Source organism: Moorella glycerini, from assembly GCF_009735625.1.
Taxonomy (GTDB): Bacteria; Bacillota; DSM-521; order Neomoorellales; family Neomoorellaceae; genus Neomoorella; species Neomoorella glycerini.
On sequence record NZ_CP046244.1, the window covers coordinates 1,312,316 to 1,331,359 of the forward strand.

At 57.2% G+C, this 19,044-nt stretch carries 20 protein-coding genes and 1 other annotated feature; of the genes, 17 read left to right on the forward strand and 3 right to left on the reverse strand.

Going from position 1 to position 19,044, the window contains the following annotated elements:
• The 14 genes from MGLY_RS06550 (at position 1) to MGLY_RS06615 (ending at position 12,913) form a co-directional block, all read left to right on the forward strand.
• A complete protein-coding gene (locus MGLY_RS06550; protein ID WP_170290949.1) occupies positions 1–984 on the forward strand; it encodes an ABC transporter permease in 984 nt (327 codons plus the stop codon).
• 98 nt (positions 985–1,082) lie between these two features.
• Positions 1,083–2,153, forward strand: coding sequence for a sugar ABC transporter substrate-binding protein (locus MGLY_RS06555; protein ID WP_156272598.1), 1,071 nt, complete (start codon positions 1,083–1,085; stop codon positions 2,151–2,153).
• 71 nt (positions 2,154–2,224) lie between these two features.
• Positions 2,225–3,304: a uroporphyrinogen decarboxylase family protein gene (locus MGLY_RS06560; protein ID WP_156272599.1), complete on the forward strand. Its 1,080-nt coding sequence runs from the start codon at positions 2,225–2,227 to the stop codon at positions 3,302–3,304.
• A complete protein-coding gene (locus MGLY_RS06565; protein ID WP_156272600.1) occupies positions 3,304–4,380 on the forward strand; it encodes an aldose 1-epimerase family protein in 1,077 nt (358 codons plus the stop codon). Before MGLY_RS06560 ends, MGLY_RS06565 begins: the two co-directional genes overlap by 1 nt.
• 63 nt (positions 4,381–4,443) lie before the next feature.
• On the forward strand, positions 4,444–4,746 hold the full coding sequence (locus MGLY_RS06570) for a BMC domain-containing protein (RefSeq protein WP_277997900.1): 303 nt from the start codon (positions 4,444–4,446) through the stop codon (positions 4,744–4,746).
• An 18-nt stretch (positions 4,747–4,764) separates the two neighbouring features.
• Positions 4,765–5,790 carry a class II fructose-bisphosphate aldolase gene (locus MGLY_RS06575; RefSeq protein WP_156272601.1) on the forward strand — a complete coding sequence of 342 codons (1,026 nt, stop codon included), beginning with the start codon at positions 4,765–4,767 and terminating at the stop codon, positions 5,788–5,790.
• Between the two features lie 63 nt (positions 5,791–5,853).
• Positions 5,854–6,132, forward strand: coding sequence for a propanediol utilization microcompartment protein PduA (gene pduA / locus MGLY_RS06580; protein WP_156272602.1), 279 nt, complete (start codon positions 5,854–5,856; stop codon positions 6,130–6,132).
• A 31-nt stretch (positions 6,133–6,163) separates the two neighbouring features.
• The gene (gene pduL / locus MGLY_RS06585) at positions 6,164–6,799 is read left to right on the forward strand and encodes a phosphate propanoyltransferase (RefSeq protein WP_246187431.1); all 636 of its coding nucleotides are present in this window, start codon (positions 6,164–6,166) and stop codon (positions 6,797–6,799) included.
• Between the two features lie 15 nt (positions 6,800–6,814).
• Entirely contained in the window at positions 6,815–7,084 is a 270-nt protein-coding gene (locus tag MGLY_RS06590) for a EutN/CcmL family microcompartment protein (RefSeq protein WP_156272603.1), read from the forward strand.
• A 31-nt stretch (positions 7,085–7,115) separates the two neighbouring features.
• Complete coding sequence (locus MGLY_RS06595) at positions 7,116–8,552, forward strand: aldehyde dehydrogenase (RefSeq protein ID WP_156272604.1); 1,437 nt, start codon at positions 7,116–7,118, stop codon at positions 8,550–8,552.
• Between the two features lie 15 nt (positions 8,553–8,567).
• Positions 8,568–9,911, forward strand: a complete 1,344-nt coding sequence (locus tag MGLY_RS06600; RefSeq protein ID WP_156272605.1) for a 4Fe-4S dicluster domain-containing protein — start codon at positions 8,568–8,570, stop codon at positions 9,909–9,911.
• Positions 9,908–10,456: a BMC domain-containing protein gene (locus MGLY_RS06605; RefSeq protein WP_156272606.1), complete on the forward strand. Its 549-nt coding sequence runs from the start codon at positions 9,908–9,910 to the stop codon at positions 10,454–10,456. The genes MGLY_RS06600 and MGLY_RS06605 overlap by 4 nt, the downstream gene beginning before the upstream one ends.
• A gap of 72 nt (positions 10,457–10,528) precedes the next feature.
• Positions 10,529–11,737: an acetate/propionate family kinase gene (locus tag MGLY_RS06610; RefSeq protein ID WP_156272607.1), complete on the forward strand. Its 1,209-nt coding sequence runs from the start codon at positions 10,529–10,531 to the stop codon at positions 11,735–11,737.
• Between the two features lie 165 nt (positions 11,738–11,902).
• Positions 11,903–12,913 carry a carbohydrate kinase family protein gene (locus MGLY_RS06615; RefSeq protein ID WP_156272608.1) on the forward strand — a complete coding sequence of 337 codons (1,011 nt, stop codon included), beginning with the start codon at positions 11,903–11,905 and terminating at the stop codon, positions 12,911–12,913.
• Here the strand turns inward: MGLY_RS06615 and MGLY_RS06620 are convergent.
• The 3 genes from MGLY_RS06620 to MGLY_RS06630 form a co-directional block, all read right to left on the reverse strand.
• Complete coding sequence (locus MGLY_RS06620) at positions 12,893–13,288, reverse strand: type II toxin-antitoxin system VapC family toxin (protein WP_170290950.1); 396 nt, start codon at positions 13,286–13,288, stop codon at positions 12,893–12,895. The two genes, MGLY_RS06615 and MGLY_RS06620, sit on opposite strands and share 21 nt — an antisense overlap.
• Entirely contained in the window at positions 13,281–13,565 is a 285-nt protein-coding gene (locus MGLY_RS06625; protein ID WP_156272610.1) for an AbrB/MazE/SpoVT family DNA-binding domain-containing protein, read from the reverse strand. Before MGLY_RS06625 ends, MGLY_RS06620 begins: the two co-directional genes overlap by 8 nt.
• Positions 13,566–13,628: 63 nt before the next feature.
• Positions 13,629–14,738 carry a pyridoxal phosphate-dependent aminotransferase gene (locus MGLY_RS06630; protein WP_156276249.1) on the reverse strand — a complete coding sequence of 370 codons (1,110 nt, stop codon included), beginning with the start codon at positions 14,736–14,738 and terminating at the stop codon, positions 13,629–13,631.
• A gap of 169 nt (positions 14,739–14,907) precedes the next feature.
• On the opposite strand from MGLY_RS06630, the gene MGLY_RS06635 reads away from it, so the two are divergent.
• The 3 genes from MGLY_RS06635 to serA all read left to right on the forward strand — a co-directional run bounded on the left by MGLY_RS06635 (position 14,908) and on the right by serA (position 18,959).
• Positions 14,908–15,516, forward strand: a complete 609-nt coding sequence (locus tag MGLY_RS06635) for a class I SAM-dependent methyltransferase (RefSeq protein WP_156276251.1) — start codon at positions 14,908–14,910, stop codon at positions 15,514–15,516.
• Positions 15,517–15,618: 102 nt separating this feature from the next.
• Positions 15,619–15,852 (forward strand) — a binding site (T-box leader).
• A gap of 234 nt (positions 15,853–16,086) precedes the next feature.
• Positions 16,087–17,268 (forward strand): pyridoxal-phosphate-dependent aminotransferase family protein, encoded by a 1,182-nt coding sequence (locus MGLY_RS06640; protein WP_156272611.1) that lies wholly within the window; start codon positions 16,087–16,089, stop codon positions 17,266–17,268.
• 113 nt (positions 17,269–17,381) lie between these two features.
• A complete protein-coding gene (gene serA, locus MGLY_RS06645; RefSeq protein ID WP_156272612.1) occupies positions 17,382–18,959 on the forward strand; it encodes a phosphoglycerate dehydrogenase in 1,578 nt (525 codons plus the stop codon).
• Positions 18,960–19,044 lie beyond the last annotated feature (85 nt).

The window sequence follows — 19,044 nt, forward strand, 5'->3', positions numbered from 1 at the left end:
ATGCTAGTGGCGATCCTCATCGGTATCTCTGCCATCTTCAGCGCTTTATCTCCGTCGTTTTTAACCACCGTCAATGTCATGAATACCATCCGTCAGGTAGCAATGATTTCTATTGTCGCTTCGGCGGCCACTCTGGTCATGATTGCCCGCGGCCTGGATATTTCTGTGGGCGGTACCTTGGCCTTAACCGGCGTTATCTATGCCAGCCTGGCCACTAAAGGCGTCCCACTGAGTTTAGCCCTGTTAGTAGCCTGCTTGGCCGGCACGATGGTAGGAGTTATCAACGGCGCACTGACAGTAGGTTTAAAGATTAATCCTGTCATCGCCACCTTGGGCACAATGTATGCCACCCGCGGCCTGGCTTTCCTGTATTCCGGGGGTGTGGCTGTGGTCAACGGCTTACCGGCCAACTTCAGCAACCTGGGCCGGGGTTATATAGGGCCATTTCCTACGCCTATCATTATTATGCTGATTGTTTTCCTTATCTTCCACTTTCTCCTCAATAACACCCTGCTGGGCAAATATACCTATGCTGTCGGGGGCAACCCGGAAACAGCCATTCTTTCCGGCATCCCGGTAGCTATGGTAACCTTTATTCTCTACACCCTTGTTGGATTAATGACAGGTTTAAGTGGGGCGATAATGGCCTCTCGTTTGGGTTCCGGCCAGCCCAACATCGGTATGGGTTTTGAATTTGACATTATTCTGGCCGTTCTCCTGGGCGGTACCAGCCTTGCCGGCGGCGAAGGCACGGTGTTAGGTACCCTTATCGCCACGGTAATCGTCGGCGTCCTGGCCAATGGGCTCAATCTTCTGGGTGTGCATACCTTCTACCAATACATTATCAAAGGCGTGGTCCTAGTAGCGGCCGTGGTCATTGACATGCAGCTCAAGGGCCAGGGCGTCATTCGCGTGGGTAAAATGGTACCGGCAGGGAAGTTCAAACTTGAGGGGGGTGAGGCGCTGAAGGAAAAAAATAGGTAAATACGAGCAGGCAAGGTTGTAGAATGTAAAGGTTTATTCAGGAATGGTAGGAACAAGTACAGGACCCAATCCGAATATTGTTATGGGGAGGTTTCACTATGAAAAATGCCAAATGGGTTTTATTGACCCTCGTAGTAGCTTTATTAGTAGCCTTGATAGTTGGATGCGGCCAGAAACAGGCTTCGAATTCCGGTACATCGGGGCCACAGCAAGCACAGCAAACGCAGAAAAAGCTCAAGATTGGCTATATTTATTTAACCCTGGAGCATCCGTATTACCAGGCTCATCAGAAATGGACGCAGAAATGGGCTAAAGATATGGGGATTGATCTAGTCGAACTCGACGGTAAAATGGATGCCGGTACAATGACCAACCAGATTGAAAACCTAGTGGCACAAAAAGTTGATGGGATTGTTTATTGTTTGGTCAATCCTGCCTCCGGCGCTTCTGATATTAATTATGCCCAACAAAACGGCATCCCCATAATTAGTTTCGCCATTAAGCACGGCAACGCGGCTAAAGCTCCTTTCGTTGGCATTGATGAATTAACGGCAGGGAAAATGGTTGGTAAAGCAGCAGCGGAAAAATTTAAACAGCTTTTCCCGAATAAAAAAGCTAAAATAGCTTTAATTAGAATGCCGGGTGTGGAGGCTACCGAGAACCGGGCCAACGGTTTCGTAGAAGGCTTTAAATCGGTTATTAGCGATGCTACTGTAGTTGCTGAAGTTGATGGTGGCGGTGTTCGTGATAAGTCTATGGCTGGTATGGAAGCTATTATCCAAGCGCATCCGGAGCTAAATGTGGTATATGGGATTAATGGTGATAGTGCGCTGGGCGCTCTGGCAGCATTGGAAGGAGCCGGTAGAGGAACTATAAAGACTGAATTGGTAGTTAGTCATGATGGCTCCGAACCGGAAATATTGAAGTTAATCAACCCGGATAGTGCGCTGAAAGTATCTATTGCTAACCAACCCAAAGAATTATCTAAGGCCACATTGGATACTATCTTAGAAGTCATTAACAAAAAGCGGGATATGAAAAATACGGATAACATTTATGTTCCCGCCAAAGTACTGGAGCCTGATATTGATAAGTTACAGCAGTTTATTAAAGAAGAATACTGGTCGACTACCGACCTTAAAGCAGAAGCAGCGAAGTTCAAAAAATAGTTTTTCGCGCGCCTAAAATGCAGCGGCCTATGTTATAAACATAGGCCGCTTTAAAACAAGGGGTGACGCACATGCAAACCCTGACTTCCCTTGAACGTTGTCTAGCCGCTCTCCGTTTTGAGGTCCCGGACCGGGTGCCGGTGGTGCCCCAGTCGTTTATGGTGGCCTGCGCTACGGCCGGGTACAAAATCGGCGCAATCAATAAAAGCGGCAGGCTCATGGCCGAAACACATCTTGTCAGCCAGGCCAAATACGGCTACGACGGCGTCGTCATCGATATAGATGATGCCACCCTGGCGGAGGCCTGCGGCGCCAAAGTTATCTGGCGGGAAAATGATGTGGCTATAGTGGATGAGGAAGATGTGGTTTTAAAGGACCTGCGGCAGATTGACGACCTCCCTTTGCCTGATCCCTACAGTTCCGGGCGCCTGCCGGAATGGCTGGAGGCCACCCGGATTTTGCGGGAAAAGATCGGCGACCATGTTTTCATTATGGGACGGGCCGATCAGGGCCCTTTTGACCTGGCCTGCCTCCTCCGGGGGGCGCAGCAGTTTATGATTGACCTGGTAACCGAACCGCCGGAACTCATCTGGAAGGTCCTGGACTACTGCCGGCGGGCCGGGACGCTATTTGCCAAGGCCCAGAAGGATGCCGGGGCCCACGCCACTTCCATTGGCGATTCTTTTGCCGGCCCCAACCTCATTTCCCCGGCCATGTTCCGCCAGTTCGCCCTGGAGCATGAGATTACCATGACTAAAGAAGTCCAGGATTACGGCATTCCTTTCTCCATTCATATTTGCGGTGATACGACGGCCATCCTGGAAGATATGGCCTCTACCGGCGCCCGGATCCTGGAGCTTGACTGGCAGGTCGATATGGGCTATGCCAAACGAGTAGTTGGTAACCGGGCCGTTCTTATGGGCAATATCAATCCCAGCGATCCCCTGGTCTGGGGCACACCGGAAGCTATTGAAGCCCAGGCAAAGAATATCATTGAGGCCACCGGGGGTATTGGTCTTTTCCTGAGTTCGGGCTGTGCCATGGGTTACAATACACCGGCGGCCAATATGCGGGCCTTGTGTGAGGCCGGTAAAAAGTATGGTAGCTATGAACGGTTAATGGAGTTGGAGGAGAAAAGGAGTAAGGCTTAATGGCGCACCTTTTTGACCGGGAATTTACCCGCCGGGATATCCGGCGCTACTTTGGCAGCCTGGAGCAGGTGGCCGGCCTCCGCCCCTTTACCTACGGCGAGGGAAGGGCTGAGGGCCTCAAGGCGGTTGAGGTCAGGACGGGGAGCGGTTTCCGGTTTGTCGTCCTGCCGGGGCGGGGCCTGGATATCGGCCTGGCCGAGTACCGGGGCCTGCCCCTGGCCTTTCGTTCGGCAGTGGGTGAGAGCGGCCCCCAGTATTTCGAACCGGCCGGCCTGGGATGGTTGAGGAACTTTGGCGGCGGCCTCCTGGTTACCTGCGGCCTGACCTACCTGGGCTCTCCCTGCCAGGATGCCGGGGAGGAACTGGGCCTTCACGGCCGCATTAACAACGTTCCGGCCGAGGAGTTGGGTACGGCGACTGCCTGGGAGGGGGATGAGTGCATCTTTACCATTAAGGGCCGGGTACGGGAGGCTGTAGCCGTCTTTGGCCCCAACGTACTCCTGGAAAGGACCATCCGGGCGCGCCTGGGGGAGAACCGCCTGTTTATCCACGACGTGGTAACCAATGAGGGCTGGCAGCCGGCGCCCCATATGATCCTTTATCACATTAATCTGGGTTATCCCGTCCTGGATGCCGGTTCCGAACTGCTGGCTGCCAGCCGGGAGGTAAAACCCCGGGACGAAGTGGCTGCCCGGGGGTTAGCCTCTTACCGCATTTACGAGGGCCCGACGCCTGGTTTCCCCGATACTGTCTTTTATCACGACCTCCAGCCTGATGCCAAAGGATGGTGCCAGGCCGCCCTGGTCAACCGCCGGCTAAACCTGGGTGTATATGTCCGTTATGAACGCCAGAACCTGCCCAACTTTATCCAGTGGAAGTTTACCGGCGAAGGCGACTATGTGGCCGGTCTGGAGCCGGCCAACTGCCTGGTGGAAGGGCGGGCTAGAGAGCGGCAACGCGGTACCCTGGTGTACCTGGCGCCAGGGGAGGTCCGGGAATACCGCCTGGAGATTGGTGTCCTGACCACGGCAGAGGAAATAGACGCCTTTGCCAGGGCCCTGCCGGCTATTTCATAAGCCGATGGCGGAAGCGGCATTAATTAAAGGCCAGGCAGGTCGGGAGAAAACGAGGAGCACGGAGTGATTTTTTTGCGTCCAGCAGTAGGTATTATTGAAGCCATTGGTTTAACGGCAGCCATCCAGGCGGCCGATACGGCCGTCAAGGCGGCTGACGTTCAGCTCCTGGGTTATGAACTTTCCAAGGGCAAGGGTATGGTTACGGTACGCTTCAGCGGCGATGTCGGCGCCGTTACGGCGGCCCTGGAGGCCGCCGTGGCGGCAGCCAGGGAAGTAAGTGGCGTTTATGCCTCGCTAGTTCTCCCCAAACCCCATGAAGAACTGGACAAGCTATTGTACCGTCAGAAGAAGGATAATGTTGACTAGGAAAAGGGGGAGCACTAAATGCCACTAATGACTCTAAAAGAAGTCCTGGCTGACGCCGACCGGCGCCATTACGGCGTGGGGGCCTTTAATGTCCTTAACGTCGAGATGCTGAATGCCATTGTAAGCGCGGCTGAGGAAGAGCAGGCGCCGGTGATCCTGGCTTTTGCCGAGGTGCACCAGAAGTATATCGCCATGGAAACCATTGCGCCGCTGATGCTTAAAGTCGCCCGGGAAGCCACGGTGCCGGTGGTGGTTCATTACGACCACGGCCAGCAGTTTGAAAACATTATCAAGATCATGCATTACGGTTTTACCTCGGTAATGTTTGACGGCTCGACCCTGCCCTATGAAGAGAATGTCCGCCGCACCCAGGAAGTGGTGCGGATCGCCAGGATCCTGGGCGTTTCCGTGGAGGCCGAACTGGGGCATGTCGGCGGGGCGGAAGGGGGGCCGGGCGGGGAAGATGACCCGCAGGCCTGTTATACTGATGTCAACCAGGCGGCCGATTTCGTGGCCCGGACCGGTGTCGATGCCCTGGCGGTAGCCATCGGTACCGCCCACGGCGTTTACCGTACCCGCCCAAAGCTCGATTTGGAGCGCCTGGCGGCCATCAAAAAACGGGTGGGGATCCCCCTGGTCCTTCACGGCGGTTCGGGGTTGAGTGACGACGATTTTCGCCAGGCCATTGCCCGGGGGATAGCCAAGATCAATATCTTTACCGATATGTCCCTGGCAGCCGTCGATCAATTGAAAACGAAGTTGTGCACCTGTAGCCAGGGTAGCTGCGATGCGTCCTGTGCTGACAACTGCCTGCTCCAGCGTGATTACAGCGACGGTTTGCCCGGGGACAGCATGGAAGACCTGGTCCAGCGGGTAGTGGTCCGGGTATTGCGGGAGTTGGCGCAGAAAGAGAAAGCCCAGGCCCACCCGGTACAAAGTTACCCGGATTTGATTTTAGCGACCACGGCCGGGATTAAAGCCGAGGTTAAACGTAAGATGCGCCTTTTTGGCAGTAACGGCAAGGCCCTTGCCTTTGGCAAGTAGAATGCGGTGGGACTTGCTACATTTTGCTTAAGCAAAAACATTTGTTTAAGGAGGCATTTTCCAATGATTAATGGTGCTCTGGGTATGGTGGAAACCAAGGGTTTGACCGCGGCTATTGAGGCGGCCGATGCTATGGTGAAGGCAGCCAGCGTCAGCTTGCTGGGTATGGAGAAGATCGGCTCCGGGATGGTGACGGTTTTCGTGGCCGGCGATGTCGGTGCGGTCAAGGCAGCCACCGAAGTCGGCGCCCAGGCCGCCCAGAAGGTTGGCGAGCTGATAGCCGTCCATGTCATTCCCCGGCCCCATGCTGACCTGGAAAAAATCCTGCCGGCCATGGCATAGTTCTGTCCTCATAAAGTGAGGGAGCGATAAAGTGCTGCCACAGGAAGAATTACTGGCCATCATCACCAGGGCGGTCCTGGCTGAACTAAAGGAGCAAAAGCGTTTCATCCCGGTAGGTGTTTCCGCCCGCCATCTCCACATCAGCCGCGCCGACCTGGATGTCCTGTATGGCCCTGGTTATCAATTAAAAAAGTTAAGGCCCCTCATGGCCGGTGAGTTTGCTGCCGAGGAGACAGTGACCCTGGTGGGTCCTAATATGCGGGCCCTGGAGCACGTCCGTATCCTCGGGCCGGAGCGCCAACAGACCCAGGTCGAGCTGGCCCGGACGGATGCCGTCCGCTTAGGGCTCAATCCCCCGGTGCGCCAGTCGGGGGACCTGGCAGGTTCAGCGGGGTTAGTAATTGTAGGCCCTAAGGGAGCCGTGGTCCTGCGGGAAGGTTGCATTATTGCCAACCGCCACATTCATATGACCCCGGCTGATGCCCGGGCCCTGGGCCTGAAAGATAATGTCTACGTTGATGTACGTGCCGTAGGGGAAAAGGGTGCCGTTTTACACCAGGTACAGGTACGGGTTCATGAAAAGTTTCGTACCGAACTGCACATCGACACCGATGATGCCAACGCCCTGGGGTTACGCTGCGGCGACCGCGTCATGGTGGTAGCGTGAAAGCTGGCGAGATAAATGTTAATCGGTAAAGTTATCGGCTCAGTAGTATCCACCCGGAAACACGACGGCCTGGTAGGCTTGAAGCTCCTGATCATCAGGCCGTTAAACAGCCGCTCCCGGCACCAGGACCTGGTAGCTGTCGACAATATTGGCGCCGGCACAGGAGAAACCGTGCTGGTGACCACAGGCAGCAGCGCCCGCCTGGCGATCGATAACCCCCGGGCGCCGGTAGATGCCGCCGTGGTAGGCATTGTCGACAACCCGGCCGGGCTGTCGTCCGGGTAACTACTGCTGCCTTTTAAAAGGGGTAATAACTTTGCAGGCAGGAGAAGAACGGATTGCCCAGATTGTAGCGGAAGTGCTAAAAAAATTACAGCCCTATCTGCTTCCCGGCCAGCCGGTACCCGCACAGCCGGCGGCCGCAGCGGCGCCGGCTAATCTACCCGGTGAACAAGGCATCTTTAATGATCTGGAAGCGGCCCTGGCGGCAGCCAAAAAGGCCCAGGCCGAATTGATGGCCCTGGACAGGGAAACCAGGGAGAAGATTATCGCCGCCATCCGCCAGATCTTCCTGGAAAATGCCGAGAAGCTGGCCCGCCTGGCGGTGGAAGAAACCGCCATGGGACGTTATGAAGATAAGATCGTCAAGAATAAGAACGCGGCTTTGCTGACGCCGGGTATGGAGGATTTGGAGCAAAGGGTCGACGCCGGTACGACGGGGATGATTTTTAGCGAGCGCGGTCCCTTTGGCTTGATAGTCTCTATTGAGCCGACCACCAACCCGGTGGCTTCGCCGGTCAATCATGGCCTGGCCATGATTGCCGCCGGCAACAGCGTTTGCTTTGCTCCCCATCCCCGGGCCGTCAAATGCTGCCACGAGGTGGTACGCCTTTTTAACGAGGCGATCTATAAGGCCGGCGGTCCCGTTAATTTAGTTGTAACTACCCGTGATGTCAGCCTGGATAACGTCCACCGGGCCATGGCCTCACCCCTGGTAAACCTGATCGTAGCCACCGGCGGCCACGCCCTGGTGGAGGCTGCCTTGGCCAGCGGGAAGAAATGCATTGCCGGCGGTCCCGGCAACCCGCCGGTGGTGGTGGATGAAACGGCCGACATTGAGCTGGCGGCCCGGAATATCATTCTGGGGGCGGCCTTTGATAATAACCTCCTCTGTATCGCGGAGAAAGAGGTTTTTGTCGTGGACCAGGTGGCGGATGCCCTGCTGCTGGCCATGCAGCGCCAGGGCAATTATGTGGCCAACAACCTGGAAATCCAGCAACTGACCAAACTCCTGGTGGTGGACGGTAAGATTAACAGCCGCTTTATCGGCCAGAATCCATCCCGGATCTTAAAAGAGATCGGGGTCCGGGTTGGGGATGAGGTGCGGGCGGTAGTTATGGAAGTACCCCTGGATCACCCCCTCGTTACCCTGGAACAGCTGATGCCCGTTCTGCCGGTGGTCAGGGTCAAGGATTTTGCCACGGCATTAAAAATTTCCCGGGAAGTGGAACACGGCTTCCGGCATACGGCCGCCATTTACACCCGCGATTATACCCGGGCGGCGGCCTTCGCCCGGGCCATGGAAGCCACCCTGACGGTGGTCAATGTGCCCACCTATGCCGGCCTGGGCGGCGAAGGCATCGGCAAGCCAACCATGACCGTGGCCGGCCCCACAGGGGAGGGTATTACTTCACCCCGGACTTATACCCGCGAGCGTAACGTCGTCTTTGGTGGCCAGTTAACAATCGTTTAGACCGGAGTGAGCTTAATGACCGGGCCGGAATTAGTAGCCAAAGTTTTTCAGGCGGGAGTGGTCGGGGCCGGCGGGGCCGGGTTTCCAACCCATTTTAAAATTAAAAACCGGGCGGAAATCGTCATTGCCAACGGGGCCGAGTGCGAGCCCCTCCTCCAGGTGGACCAGCAGCTCCTGGTCAGGGAGCGAAGGGCAGTTTTAAGGGCTCTGCAGGCAATAAAAGAGGCTGTAGGGGCCACGGAAGCTTACCTGGCCTTGAAACCCAAGTATAAAGAAGCAGTCAGTGCTTTAGAAGCAGTTTTGCCGGGGTATCCGGGCCTGACGATCAAGTTGCTGCCCGATGTTTACCCGGCCGGGGACGAGCAGGTGCTGGTGTACGAGGTCACCGGGCGGGTTGTCCCTCCGGGGGGAATTCCCCTCCAGGTAGGCGTGGTGGTTTTGAACATCGAAACCCTGGTTAATGTATATGCAGCCATGCATGACGAACCGGTAACAGCGAAGTATCTTACCGTTGCCGGCGCGGTGGCCCGCCCCGTGACCGTCCGGGTTCCGGTGGGAACACCGGTGAAGGAGGTCCTGGACCTGGCCGGCGGCCCGCAGGTAGAAGATTTTTTGGTCCTGGACGGCGGCCCCATGATGGGTAAGCCAATCGCCCCTGAACACGATGTGGTGACCAAGACCACCAAGGGGCTACTGGTGCTTCCGGCCAGCCATCCCCTGGCGGCGAAAAAGCAATTGACCCTGGCCAGGGCCCTGGGGCGAACAATGGCGGCCTGTTGCCAGTGCCGGGAATGTACCGACCTTTGCCCCCGCTACCTGCTGGGTCACCCCCTGGAACCCCACCGGACCATGCGGGCGGTGGCTTATGGGATTACCAGTGATAGCCGGGGTATTACCGGGGCTATGTTGTGTTCCGAGTGCGGGTTGTGTGAACTTTTCGCCTGCACCCTGGAACTCTCGCCCCGCCAGGTTAATGTCGCCATAAAAAAGGAACTGCGGCGCCAGGGCTACCGGCCGGGCCGGCCAGGGCAGCAACCCCTAGTTAACCCCTGGCGGGACGGGCGCCAGGTACCTACCGGCCGCCTGGTAGCCAGGCTGGGGCTGGGGGCTTATAACCGTAAAGCCCCCCTGACCCTGGAATTGTACCGTCCCCGGCTGGTGAGGTTGCCTTTACAGCAAGGCTCTGGTGTGGCCGCCACTCCGCTGGTCAAGAGCGGTGACCGGGTGGCCAGGGGCCAGCTCATCGCTGCTGTTTCCGAAGAGCAAATCGGGGCCAACCTCCATGCCAGCATTGCCGGTACCGTCCAGGCGGTGGGCGAGGCCATCATAATCCGGGCCGGGGAGGTGGGTGAAGATTGAAACACGCCATCGGTTTATTGGAATTGAACAGCCTGGCCGCGGGGGTCATGGCAGCCGACACCATGGTCAAAACGGCGGCGGTGGATCTCCTCCAGGCCACCATCATGTGCCCGGGGAAATATATCATCTTAGTTGCCGGGGATGTCAGCGCGGTCCAGAGCGCCGTCGCAGCAGGTAAAGCAGGGTTCGCGGCGAACATCATCAGCAGCCTGATCCTGGCCAACGTGCACCCGGATGTCTTCCCGGCCCTCAGGGGGGCGGTAGCAGCGACGGCAATGGGTGCCCTGGGTTTGATCGAATCCTTTTCGGTGGCGGCGGCCATCCAGGCCGCCGATGCCGCGGCCAAAGCGGCCGTAGTGCAACTCCTGGAGATTCGCCTGGCCCGGGGTATGGGCGGCAAAGCCTTTGTTCTTTTTACGGGGGATGTAGGTGCGGTCACAGTGGCGGTGGCCGCCGGCGCCCGCCAGGCGGAGGCCGAGGGTATGCTGGCCGGCACGGCGGTAATTGCCAATCCCGACGCCCGGGTCTGGGAGCAGGTGCTGTAGAAGGTTAAACTGGCGGGCGGGTAGGGAAAGTATAAGTAAGTGCTGCTAGCTACCAGTGAAAGAGGGTTTTGGATGCAGATTTTAGTTCTCAATTGCGGCGGTTCATCCATGAAGTACCAGCTTCTGGCCATGCCGGCAGAAAGGGTACTGGCCAAAGGGAGCATTGACCGGCTGTTTAGCCCCCGGGCAGAGATCAGCCACCAGGTGGCGGGCCGGGAAGCAGCCCGGGAGCCCTTGCCCGGCGCGACTTTTGCCGACGGCATCCGCTGGCTGGTTACCGCATTGCGGGAGGAGGGTATCATTGCCGGGGTCACGGATATTGAAGCCATTGCCCATAAACTGGCCCACGGCGGGGAGAAATTCCAGCAGCCGGTGTTGATTGACGACGAAGTCCTGGCTACCCTTACCAGCCTCTCCAGCCTGGCGCCGGTTCACCTACCCCCGGCGGTGGCAGGCATCAGGGTGTGCCAGGAATTGTTGCCGGGGGTACCCCAGTATGCTGTCTTTGAAACCAACTTCCACCAGACTGTACCGCCTTACGCCTATATCTACGGCCTGCCCTACGAGTGGTACGAACAGTACGGCATTCGCAAGTATGGCTTCCACGGTACCTCCCACCGCTATGTAGCAGAGACGGCAGCTGGAATCCTGGGACGGGAACTCCGGGAATTAAAGCTTATCTCCTGCCACCTGGGCAGCGGCACCTCCGTGGCGGCCATCAAATACGGCCGGTCGGTAGACATCAGTAGCGGACTGACACCCCAGTCGGGGACCATTATGTCCACGCGGCCGGGGGATTTTGACCCCTGGGTCTTTCCCTTGATCATGGAACTGACCGGCATGACGCCCGCCGCAGTTAATGAAGTCATGGTTAAAAAGGGCGGCCTGCTGGGTATTTCCGGCTTGAGCGGCGATATGCGCGACCTGGAGGCCGCGGCCAGAGAAGGCCACCAGCGGGCCCAACTGGCTATCGATGTCTTTTGCTACCAGGTAAAGAAGTATATCGGTGCCTTTGCCGCCGCCATGAACGGGCTGGACGCCTTAATATTTACCGGCGGCATCGGCGAACGGTCCCCTGCCATCCGCGCCGGGATCTGCCGGGATCTTGATTTTTTGGGGATTGAGTTAGACGAAGAGAAAAACAAACACCGGCCCCGGCTGGATATCCTCTCCAGGGACAGTGCCCCGGTGGCCATCCTGGCCATTGACAGCAACGAAGAATTGATGGTGGCCCGGCAGGTAATTGATTTTAGGCATACTTTATGCTCCATATGTCCATAAAGCGGAGAGGGTCCGGAATAAGGCGTTAAGTATAGTTTAATTTATAGTAGCTTTGCAAGGGCAGCCCAACTTTAAACTGCTTATGGTAGTCCTGCGATAAACAAGTTATGGGATAGGAAGGACTTGTTTCGCCAGCAAAATTCTATCACCTTGGAGGAAGGTTTCATGCCGGCAAAAACCCTCGATGTCGTCTCCGTAGGCGAGATTTTAATTGATTTCGTGGGCAGCCCCAAAGGGTGTCCGCTGGCGGAAGTGACCGATTTTCGCCGCGCTGCCGGCGGCGGGCCGGCCAACGTTGCCGTGGGGGTGGCGCGCCTGGGCGGCCGCGCCGGTTTCATCGGTAAGGTGGGCCGGGACGCCTTCGGGGACCATTTACAGAAGGTCCTGGAGGAAAACAATGTGGATACGCGGGGCCTCCTGCGGGACAGGGAGGCCAACACCACCCTGGTTTTTGTTGCCCTGAATGAAAAGGCGGTGCCGGAGTTCGTCTTCTTCCGTCACGGGACAGCCGACACCAGGCTGGACCCGGCCGAACTGCCGCGGGAGGTCCTGGCGGCGACCCAGATCCTGCACTTCAGCTCCGTTTCCCTGACGGTGGAACCGGCTAGGAGCGCCACCCTGGAGGCCGTCCGCCTGGCCAGGGCGGCCGGGGCAGTTATATCCTTTGACCCCAACCTGCGCCTGTCCCTCTGGCCGGACCGGGAGACGGCCAGAAGAAACATCCTGCAGGCCGCCGCTAGAGCGGACATCATCAAGCTCAACGCAGAAGAGCTGGTATTTTTAACCGGTTGTCCGGAGATGGCCGCTGGAATAGCAGCGCTGTTGTCCGGGATAGCGCCGGGGCCGCGGCTAATCGCTGTTACCCGGGGCGCGGCCGGGGCCGTCCTGGCCCGACAGGGGTTGCAGGTAGAGATACCGGCCCTACCGGTAACCGCTGTGGATACCACCGGTGCCGGGGATGCCTTCATGGCCGGAATGCTAACCGCCCTGGCCGGGATTTCAGGGGAGGGCCGGGATTTAACGGATCTGGAAGAAAGGGAACTGCACCATGCCGGTCGCCTGGCAGCCACTGCCGCGGCCCTTGCCTGCACCCGCCCGGGCGCCATCCCGGCGTTGCCGACGCAAGCGGAAGTGGAAGAAGAGATACAGCGTAACTTAAGAAGAGTAGGGTTTTAAAGTTAATAATCCTTCAACAGGCTCAAAGTGCTTCGTATTCCTCGTCACCAGTATGGCTGTCAGGTCTAAAGAGGTACTGGCAATAATGGCGTCTACCGGGGCAAGTCCATTAGCTCTGTATTTTCGTAAAAGCTCTCCGGCACGCCGGGCAATATTAGACGATACGGGAATGGCATTAAAATGCTTAAGCAGACTCTCTATCTGCTCTTTTTCGCCTTTTTTGGGCATAGTACCAGCCAGCAATTCCATTTCCGTAAGTACAGATATATGGCCCGTAAACTCGCCCTGAAAGATGCGTAACAAAAAATCTGTGGCCGGCTGAAAGCCCCGGAGGTGATCAATGAGGATATCGGAGTCAATTACAATGCTATTCATTGAGCAATTCCTCCAGGCGTCTATGATCTGATTTACGTAGTTCTCGGATGAAATTCTCATTAATATCAGTTCTGTCTTTCCATAAACCCGCCGTAGCTTTAAGTATATCTTCGCTTGTACCCTGGCTACCAGTTAAGGCCTTCTTTTTTACCTCAAGTATAATACTGTTTTCCCCGATCGCTTTGACCAGCAGGGCATCACCAGTATGAATCTTTAACTGGCGTCGAATCTCTGAAGGTATGGTTATTTGTCCTTTGGAAGAAATGCGTGTTTCCATAAACAATCTGCCTCCTTGCCAACTCCTTACTCTCCATAGTTTATCATACCTGGTAAAGCAACGTCAAGAAAGGAAACGCTCCAGCCGGTCGAGGCCTTCTTTGATGTTTTCCAGGGAGTTGGCATAGGAGAGACGCAGGTACCCCTCGCAGTTGCGGCCGAAGTCGATGCCCGGGGTGACGGCAACCCGGGCTTTTTCCAGGATTTCAAAGGCAAAAGAATAGGAGTCGCCGGTATATTCCTTAACGTTGGCCAGGGCGTAGAAAGCGCCGGTAGGCTCAACCCGGGTGGCCAGGCCCATGGCTTTGAGGCGCGCCAAAAGATAACGGCGGCGCTCGTCGTAAGTGGCGACCATTTGCGCCACGTGTTCGTCGCATTCCCGCAGGGCGGCGATGCCTGCGGCCTGGATGAAAGAACCGGCGCAGATAAAGAGGTTCTGCTGCAGCTTTTGTAAAGGCCGGACAAATTCCGGCGGGGCGATACAATAGCCCAGGCGCCAGCCGGTCATGGCGTAGAGCTTGGAGAAACCATTGATGACAAAGGCCCGGTCGGTAAACTCCAGGATGGTATGCTCCCGGCCTTCGTAGACCAGGCCGTGGTAGATTTCATCGGCAATGATATAGGGTCCCAGGCCGGCCAGGGCTTCTAATTCCGCTGCCGTAAAGACGGCGCCGGTGGGATTGGCCGGGGAATTGACCATAATGGCTCTGGTCCTGGAGCCGATGCCCGCCCGGATGGCAGGTAGGCTGTATTTGAAACCGTCTTCTTCCTGTACCGGGATAAAAACCGGCCTGCCGCCGTGATAACGGATGAAATTGGGGTAGCAGGCGTAGTAGGGATCGGGGAGGATGACCTCGTCCCCCCGCTCCAGGAGGACGCCGAAGGTCAGGAGCATAGCCGGCGAGGTGCCGGAAGTTACGATGATTTGATCGGGCGAGATGCTGACCCCGTACTTGCGCAGGTAGTAGCGGGCGATTTCTTCCCTGAGTTCCGGCTTGCCCAGGCTGTGGGTGTAGTGGGTGTCACCGTCCCGGAGGGCCCGCCGGGCGGCTTCTTTGATGGGTTCAGGGGTGTCAAAATCAGGTTCGCCGATTTCCAGGTGGATGATTTTCTCTCCCCTGGCTTCCATTTCTTTGGCCTTTTCCAGGATGTCCATGACGATAAAGGGCGGCATTTCCCGCGCCCTGGTGGCAATACCTTTTTCTCTGTCAGGCAAGTAGCTCACCAACTTTAAAGCAAGGTATTGTTTCTTTTTTCGCCGGAAAAAGCCTGTAATCCTGCCAGCCAGGGGTTTCGGGAATAAAAAAGTGAGTTATGATATAATAACTTGTGGTGATGCAGCAATGGATAGGAAACTAACGGAAATAATCAAAAAGCGCTATAATCGCACGGCCCTCTTTTACGATTGGATGGACCGGATGATCGCCACCGACTGGCGCCGGCGAGTGTGGCGGGAAGCCCGGGGCCGGGTGCTGGAAGTTGGGGTAGGTACAGGGGCTAATTTTCCTTTTTACCCACCGGGATGCCAGGTGACGGCCATTGATTTCAGCCCGGGGATGCTGGCGCGGGCCAGGCAGAAGCTGCACCTGGCTAGGGTCGCGGTGGATTTAAAGGAGATGGATGTCCAGCACCTGGAATTTACAGACAACAGTTTTGATACGGTGGTAGCCACCTGTGTTTTTTGTACGGTCCCCGATCCGGTGCAGGGGTTAAAGGAGGTACGCCGGGTCTGCCGTCCGGATGGCAGGATTGTCCTCCTGGAGCATGTCCGCAGCGAGCACTGGTTGCTCGGCCCCCTGATGGATATCCTGAACCCGCTGGTCCTGTATCTGATCGGGTCCAACATTAACCGCCGTACAGTGGCCAACGTCAGGAAGGCCGGGATCGAGATTGAACGGGAGGAGGATCTGGCGGGAAAGATCGTTAAATTAATTATCGGGCATCCCGGGTAAATTTAAAGTTTTGCCTACAACTTTCTTTAAGAATTTGTTAAATATCTCTCCGGGCCTTGCGTTCTGCGCCGTGGTATGCTATTATAACTCCAAATTAGTTAGGCCAAAGCGATGAGGGGGAGTGCCGGCGGCCCACTCCGGTAGGCGAGAGAGCTGGTGGCCGGTGGGAACCAGCCCGGAGGCTGTCGGGAGGCACCCCTGAGTACCCGGCGAGAAATCCTGTTGCGGGAAAAAGTCGGGGCGGTCATGTCCGTTATGCATGCAGAGGGGGCCAGGTTTGGCTTTATTAACCTGGTCAATTAGGGTGGCACCGCGGGTGAAACTCTCGTCCCTTTTGATAAGGGGACGAGAGTTTTTATTTTGAGCTGGTTAAAAAAGGGAGGTGAGCCGATCTCCACTACCAGGCCTGGGCCAAGTCCTGAATACCAGGTCCGGAACGGATGCTGCCCTCCAGCCAGCGGCAAATTTTGAAGCCTCTTACTACCGCTGTTTTAGTTCTTTCGATTGTGTTGATAGCAGGCCATTATGAAAAGTGTCTTCCATTGATAAAATCAGGAAAGGGTGATTTCCATGACTGACAAGCAGATTTTACTCCTCCCCGGGCCAACGCCGGTGCCGCCACAGGTGGCCCTGGCCATGGCGCGGCCGGCTATCAACCACCGCGGCCCGGAGTTTAAAGCCTTATGGGAAGAAGTAACGGAGGGGCTGAAGGATGTTTTCCAGACCCGCTCCGAGGTGGTCATTTTGACGGCTTCGGGTACCGGCGGCATGGAAGCCGCGGTGGCCAACCTCATTTCCCCTGGGGAAAAGGTGCTGGCCGTGACCATTGGCGCCTTTGGGGAGCGTTTCGTCCAGATTTGCTGCGCCTTTGGCGTTGAAACGGAGGTTATGGCCTTCCCCTATGGCCAGGCGGCCGACCCCCGGGCCATAGCTGGGCGCCTGGCGGCCGACACTAAACATGAAATCAAGGCCATCCTGGTCCAGCATAATGAGACTTCGACCGGGGTTTTAAATGACATCCAGGCCATTAGCCGGGCGCGGGGAAGCCACCCGGCCCTGCTCATTGTGGACAGCATCAGCGGCCTGGCGGCGGCCGATTTACCTATGGACGCCTGGCAGGTTGATGTTGTCATTGCTGGTTCCCAGAAAGCCTTTATGCTGCCGCCGGGATTAACCATGCTGGCCGTAGGCGAGCGCGCCTGGCAGGCAGCTGAAAAGTGCACCAACCATCGTTTTTACCTGGATATTAAAAAGGCGAGAAACTCGGGCTTGAAGGGCCAGACGCCCTTTACACCGGCCGTACCCCTGCTCTACGGTCTAAAGGAATCCTTACGCCTCCTGCAGGCTGAAACCCTGGCCGGCAGCTTTGCCCGCCATGCCCTGATGCGGGATATGGTACGGGCGGGGGTCCGTGCCCTGGGGTTAAAGCTCCTGGCTGACGAGACAATAGCCTCACCGGCAGTGACGGCCGTATGTGTCCCGGAGGGGATGAAACCGGCGGATATAATCAAACCCTTGCGGGAAAAATTCGGCGTGGTTGTGGCCGGGGGGCAGGGTGAGGTCAAGGACAGGGTCTTCCGCATCGGCCACCTGGGTTATGTAAGTTTCAGCGACATCCTGGCCGGCCTGGCCGCCCTGGAAAATGTCCTCTTTGATGCCGGTATACCCGTGAGCCGTGGTGCAGCGGTGGCTGCAGCCGGGGCCATATTAAGCGCAGGAATGCCTGCCGGCGTGGAAACCCTGGCTAGCTAGGTAGAGGAGCCGCTTATAGGGGCTAAGCGCCCGCTCCAACAAGCATGAAAATGTAGGTTGAGGCAAGCTGAATTACATGGCAGAACCCATTTCCGAGGGAGGGGATAACCAAAATGCGTGTTTTAGCCCTGGACGGCATCGATCCCCGTGGGCTGGCTATCCTCCAGGAGGCCGGCCTGGAAGTTACGGCCGCCGGCAAAATGAATGAGGAAGAACTCAAAGATGCTATCCGTGACTGTGAAGCCTTAATCGTCCGCAGCTCTACCCGGGTAACGGCGGCAGCCATCAACGCCGCCAAAAAGTTAAAGATTATCGGCCGGGCCGGCGTAGGCACCGATAATATCGATGTCACCGCCGCCACCGAGAGGGGCATCGTAGTAGTCAATGCCCCCGAGGGCAACACCGTCGCCGCTGCCGAACATACCATGGCCATGATGCTGGCCCTGGCCCGCAATATTCCCCAGGCCAGCGCCACCTTAAAGCAGGGCATCTGGGAGAAAAAGAAGTATGTTGGCGTTGAGCTGCGGGGGAAAACGCTGGGTATAATCGGCCTGGGCAAAATCGGCCGCGAGGTGGCCCGCCGCGCCCGGGGCATGGAAATGAAGGTGAAGGCCTATGATCCCTACGTCGACCCGGAACAGGCCGCCCACCTGGAGGTCGAACTGGCCTCCCTGGAGACAGTCCTGCAAGCCGCCGACTTTGTCACCGTCCACCTGCCCCTGACGAAGGAAACCCGGCACCTCCTGGGGCGGGAGGAGTTGCAGCTCATCAAACCCGGGGCACGGCTATTAAATGTCGCCCGCGGGGGTATTATTGACGAGGCGGCCCTCTATGAAGCCCTGAAAGGCGGGCATCTGGCCGGGGCGGCCCTGGATGTCTTTGAAGAGGAGCCCTTAAAGGCCAGCCCCCTGCTGGAACTGGACAACGTCATTGTCACCCCCCACCTGGGCGCCTCGACAGAAGAAGCCCAGGTGGCCGTAGCTGTGGAGGTCGCCCACGATGTCGTGCGCTGCCTTAAAGGAGAACCGGTTTTGAACGCCGTCAATATCCCGGTGGTGCGGGGCCATATAGCCGCGATCTTAAGGCCTTACCTGCAACTGGCGGAAAAACTGGGCAGCTTCCTGGCTCAGCTCATGGAGAGTCCTATCATTGCGGCGGAAATCTGCTGCAACGGCGAGCTGGCCCAGTATGACCTGGCCCCCCTGACCAGCTCCTTCTTGAAAGGGTTACTGCGCCCCCTCCTGGCCGATGCCGTCAACTATGTCAACGCGCCCCTGGTGGCGCAAAAGCGGGGCATCCGCATCCGGGAAAAGAAGAGCCGGGAGATGGAGTACTTCGCCAACCTCATTAGCGTTAAGGTGGAGGGACGGCGGGAGAGCCACCTCCTGGCCGGCACCGTCAACCAGGCCGGGGAACCCCGCCTGGTCAACCTGGACGGCTACAGCATCGACGCCTGCCCGGCAGGGCACATGCTGGTCGTACCGCACCTGGACCGGCCGCGGATAATCGGCCCGGTGGCCCTGGCCATAGGGGATCATAAGGTTAATATCGCCGCCATGCAGGTAGGGCGGCAGGAAAGAGGCGGGGAAGCCGTGATGCTCATGAGCATTGATTCCGAGGTCCCGCGGGAAGCCCTGCAGTCCATTCGCCAGGTGGACGGCGTCCTGGACGTGCGTTATATTTACCTTTAAATTTCTTTATGGGGGCGGCAACGCCCCTGAAGTTTTTTCTCTCCGGGTTTGCCCCTGGCTGTTAATCGTGGCATAATAGTGGCAG

Coding starts and splice junctions, on each gene's coding strand:
- MGLY_RS06610 (WP_156272607.1), top strand. CDS start 10,529: ATGCAGATTTTAGTTCTCAATTGCGGCGGTTCATCCATGAAGTACCAG.
- MGLY_RS06635 (WP_156276251.1), top strand. CDS start 14,908: ATGGATAGGAAACTAACGGAAATAATCAAAAAGCGCTATAATCGCACG.
- serA (WP_156272612.1), top strand. CDS start 17,382: ATGCGTGTTTTAGCCCTGGACGGCATCGATCCCCGTGGGCTGGCTATC.
- MGLY_RS06565 (WP_156272600.1), top strand. CDS start 3,304: ATGGCGCACCTTTTTGACCGGGAATTTACCCGCCGGGATATCCGGCGC.
- MGLY_RS06600 (WP_156272605.1), top strand. CDS start 8,568: ATGACCGGGCCGGAATTAGTAGCCAAAGTTTTTCAGGCGGGAGTGGTC.
- MGLY_RS06560 (WP_156272599.1), top strand. CDS start 2,225: ATGCAAACCCTGACTTCCCTTGAACGTTGTCTAGCCGCTCTCCGTTTT.
- MGLY_RS06550 (WP_170290949.1), top strand. CDS start 1: ATGCTAGTGGCGATCCTCATCGGTATCTCTGCCATCTTCAGCGCTTTA.
- MGLY_RS06590 (WP_156272603.1), top strand. CDS start 6,815: ATGTTAATCGGTAAAGTTATCGGCTCAGTAGTATCCACCCGGAAACAC.
- MGLY_RS06615 (WP_156272608.1), top strand. CDS start 11,903: ATGCCGGCAAAAACCCTCGATGTCGTCTCCGTAGGCGAGATTTTAATT.
- MGLY_RS06630 (WP_156276249.1), bottom strand. CDS start 14,738: ATGCCGCCCTTTATCGTCATGGACATCCTGGAAAAGGCCAAAGAAATG.
- MGLY_RS06620 (WP_170290950.1), bottom strand. CDS start 13,288: ATGAATAGCATTGTAATTGACTCCGATATCCTCATTGATCACCTCCGG.
- MGLY_RS06625 (WP_156272610.1), bottom strand. CDS start 13,565: ATGGAAACACGCATTTCTTCCAAAGGACAAATAACCATACCTTCAGAG.
- MGLY_RS06575 (WP_156272601.1), top strand. CDS start 4,765: ATGCCACTAATGACTCTAAAAGAAGTCCTGGCTGACGCCGACCGGCGC.
- MGLY_RS06640 (WP_156272611.1), top strand. CDS start 16,087: ATGACTGACAAGCAGATTTTACTCCTCCCCGGGCCAACGCCGGTGCCG.
- pduA (WP_156272602.1), top strand. CDS start 5,854: ATGATTAATGGTGCTCTGGGTATGGTGGAAACCAAGGGTTTGACCGCG.
- MGLY_RS06555 (WP_156272598.1), top strand. CDS start 1,083: ATGAAAAATGCCAAATGGGTTTTATTGACCCTCGTAGTAGCTTTATTA.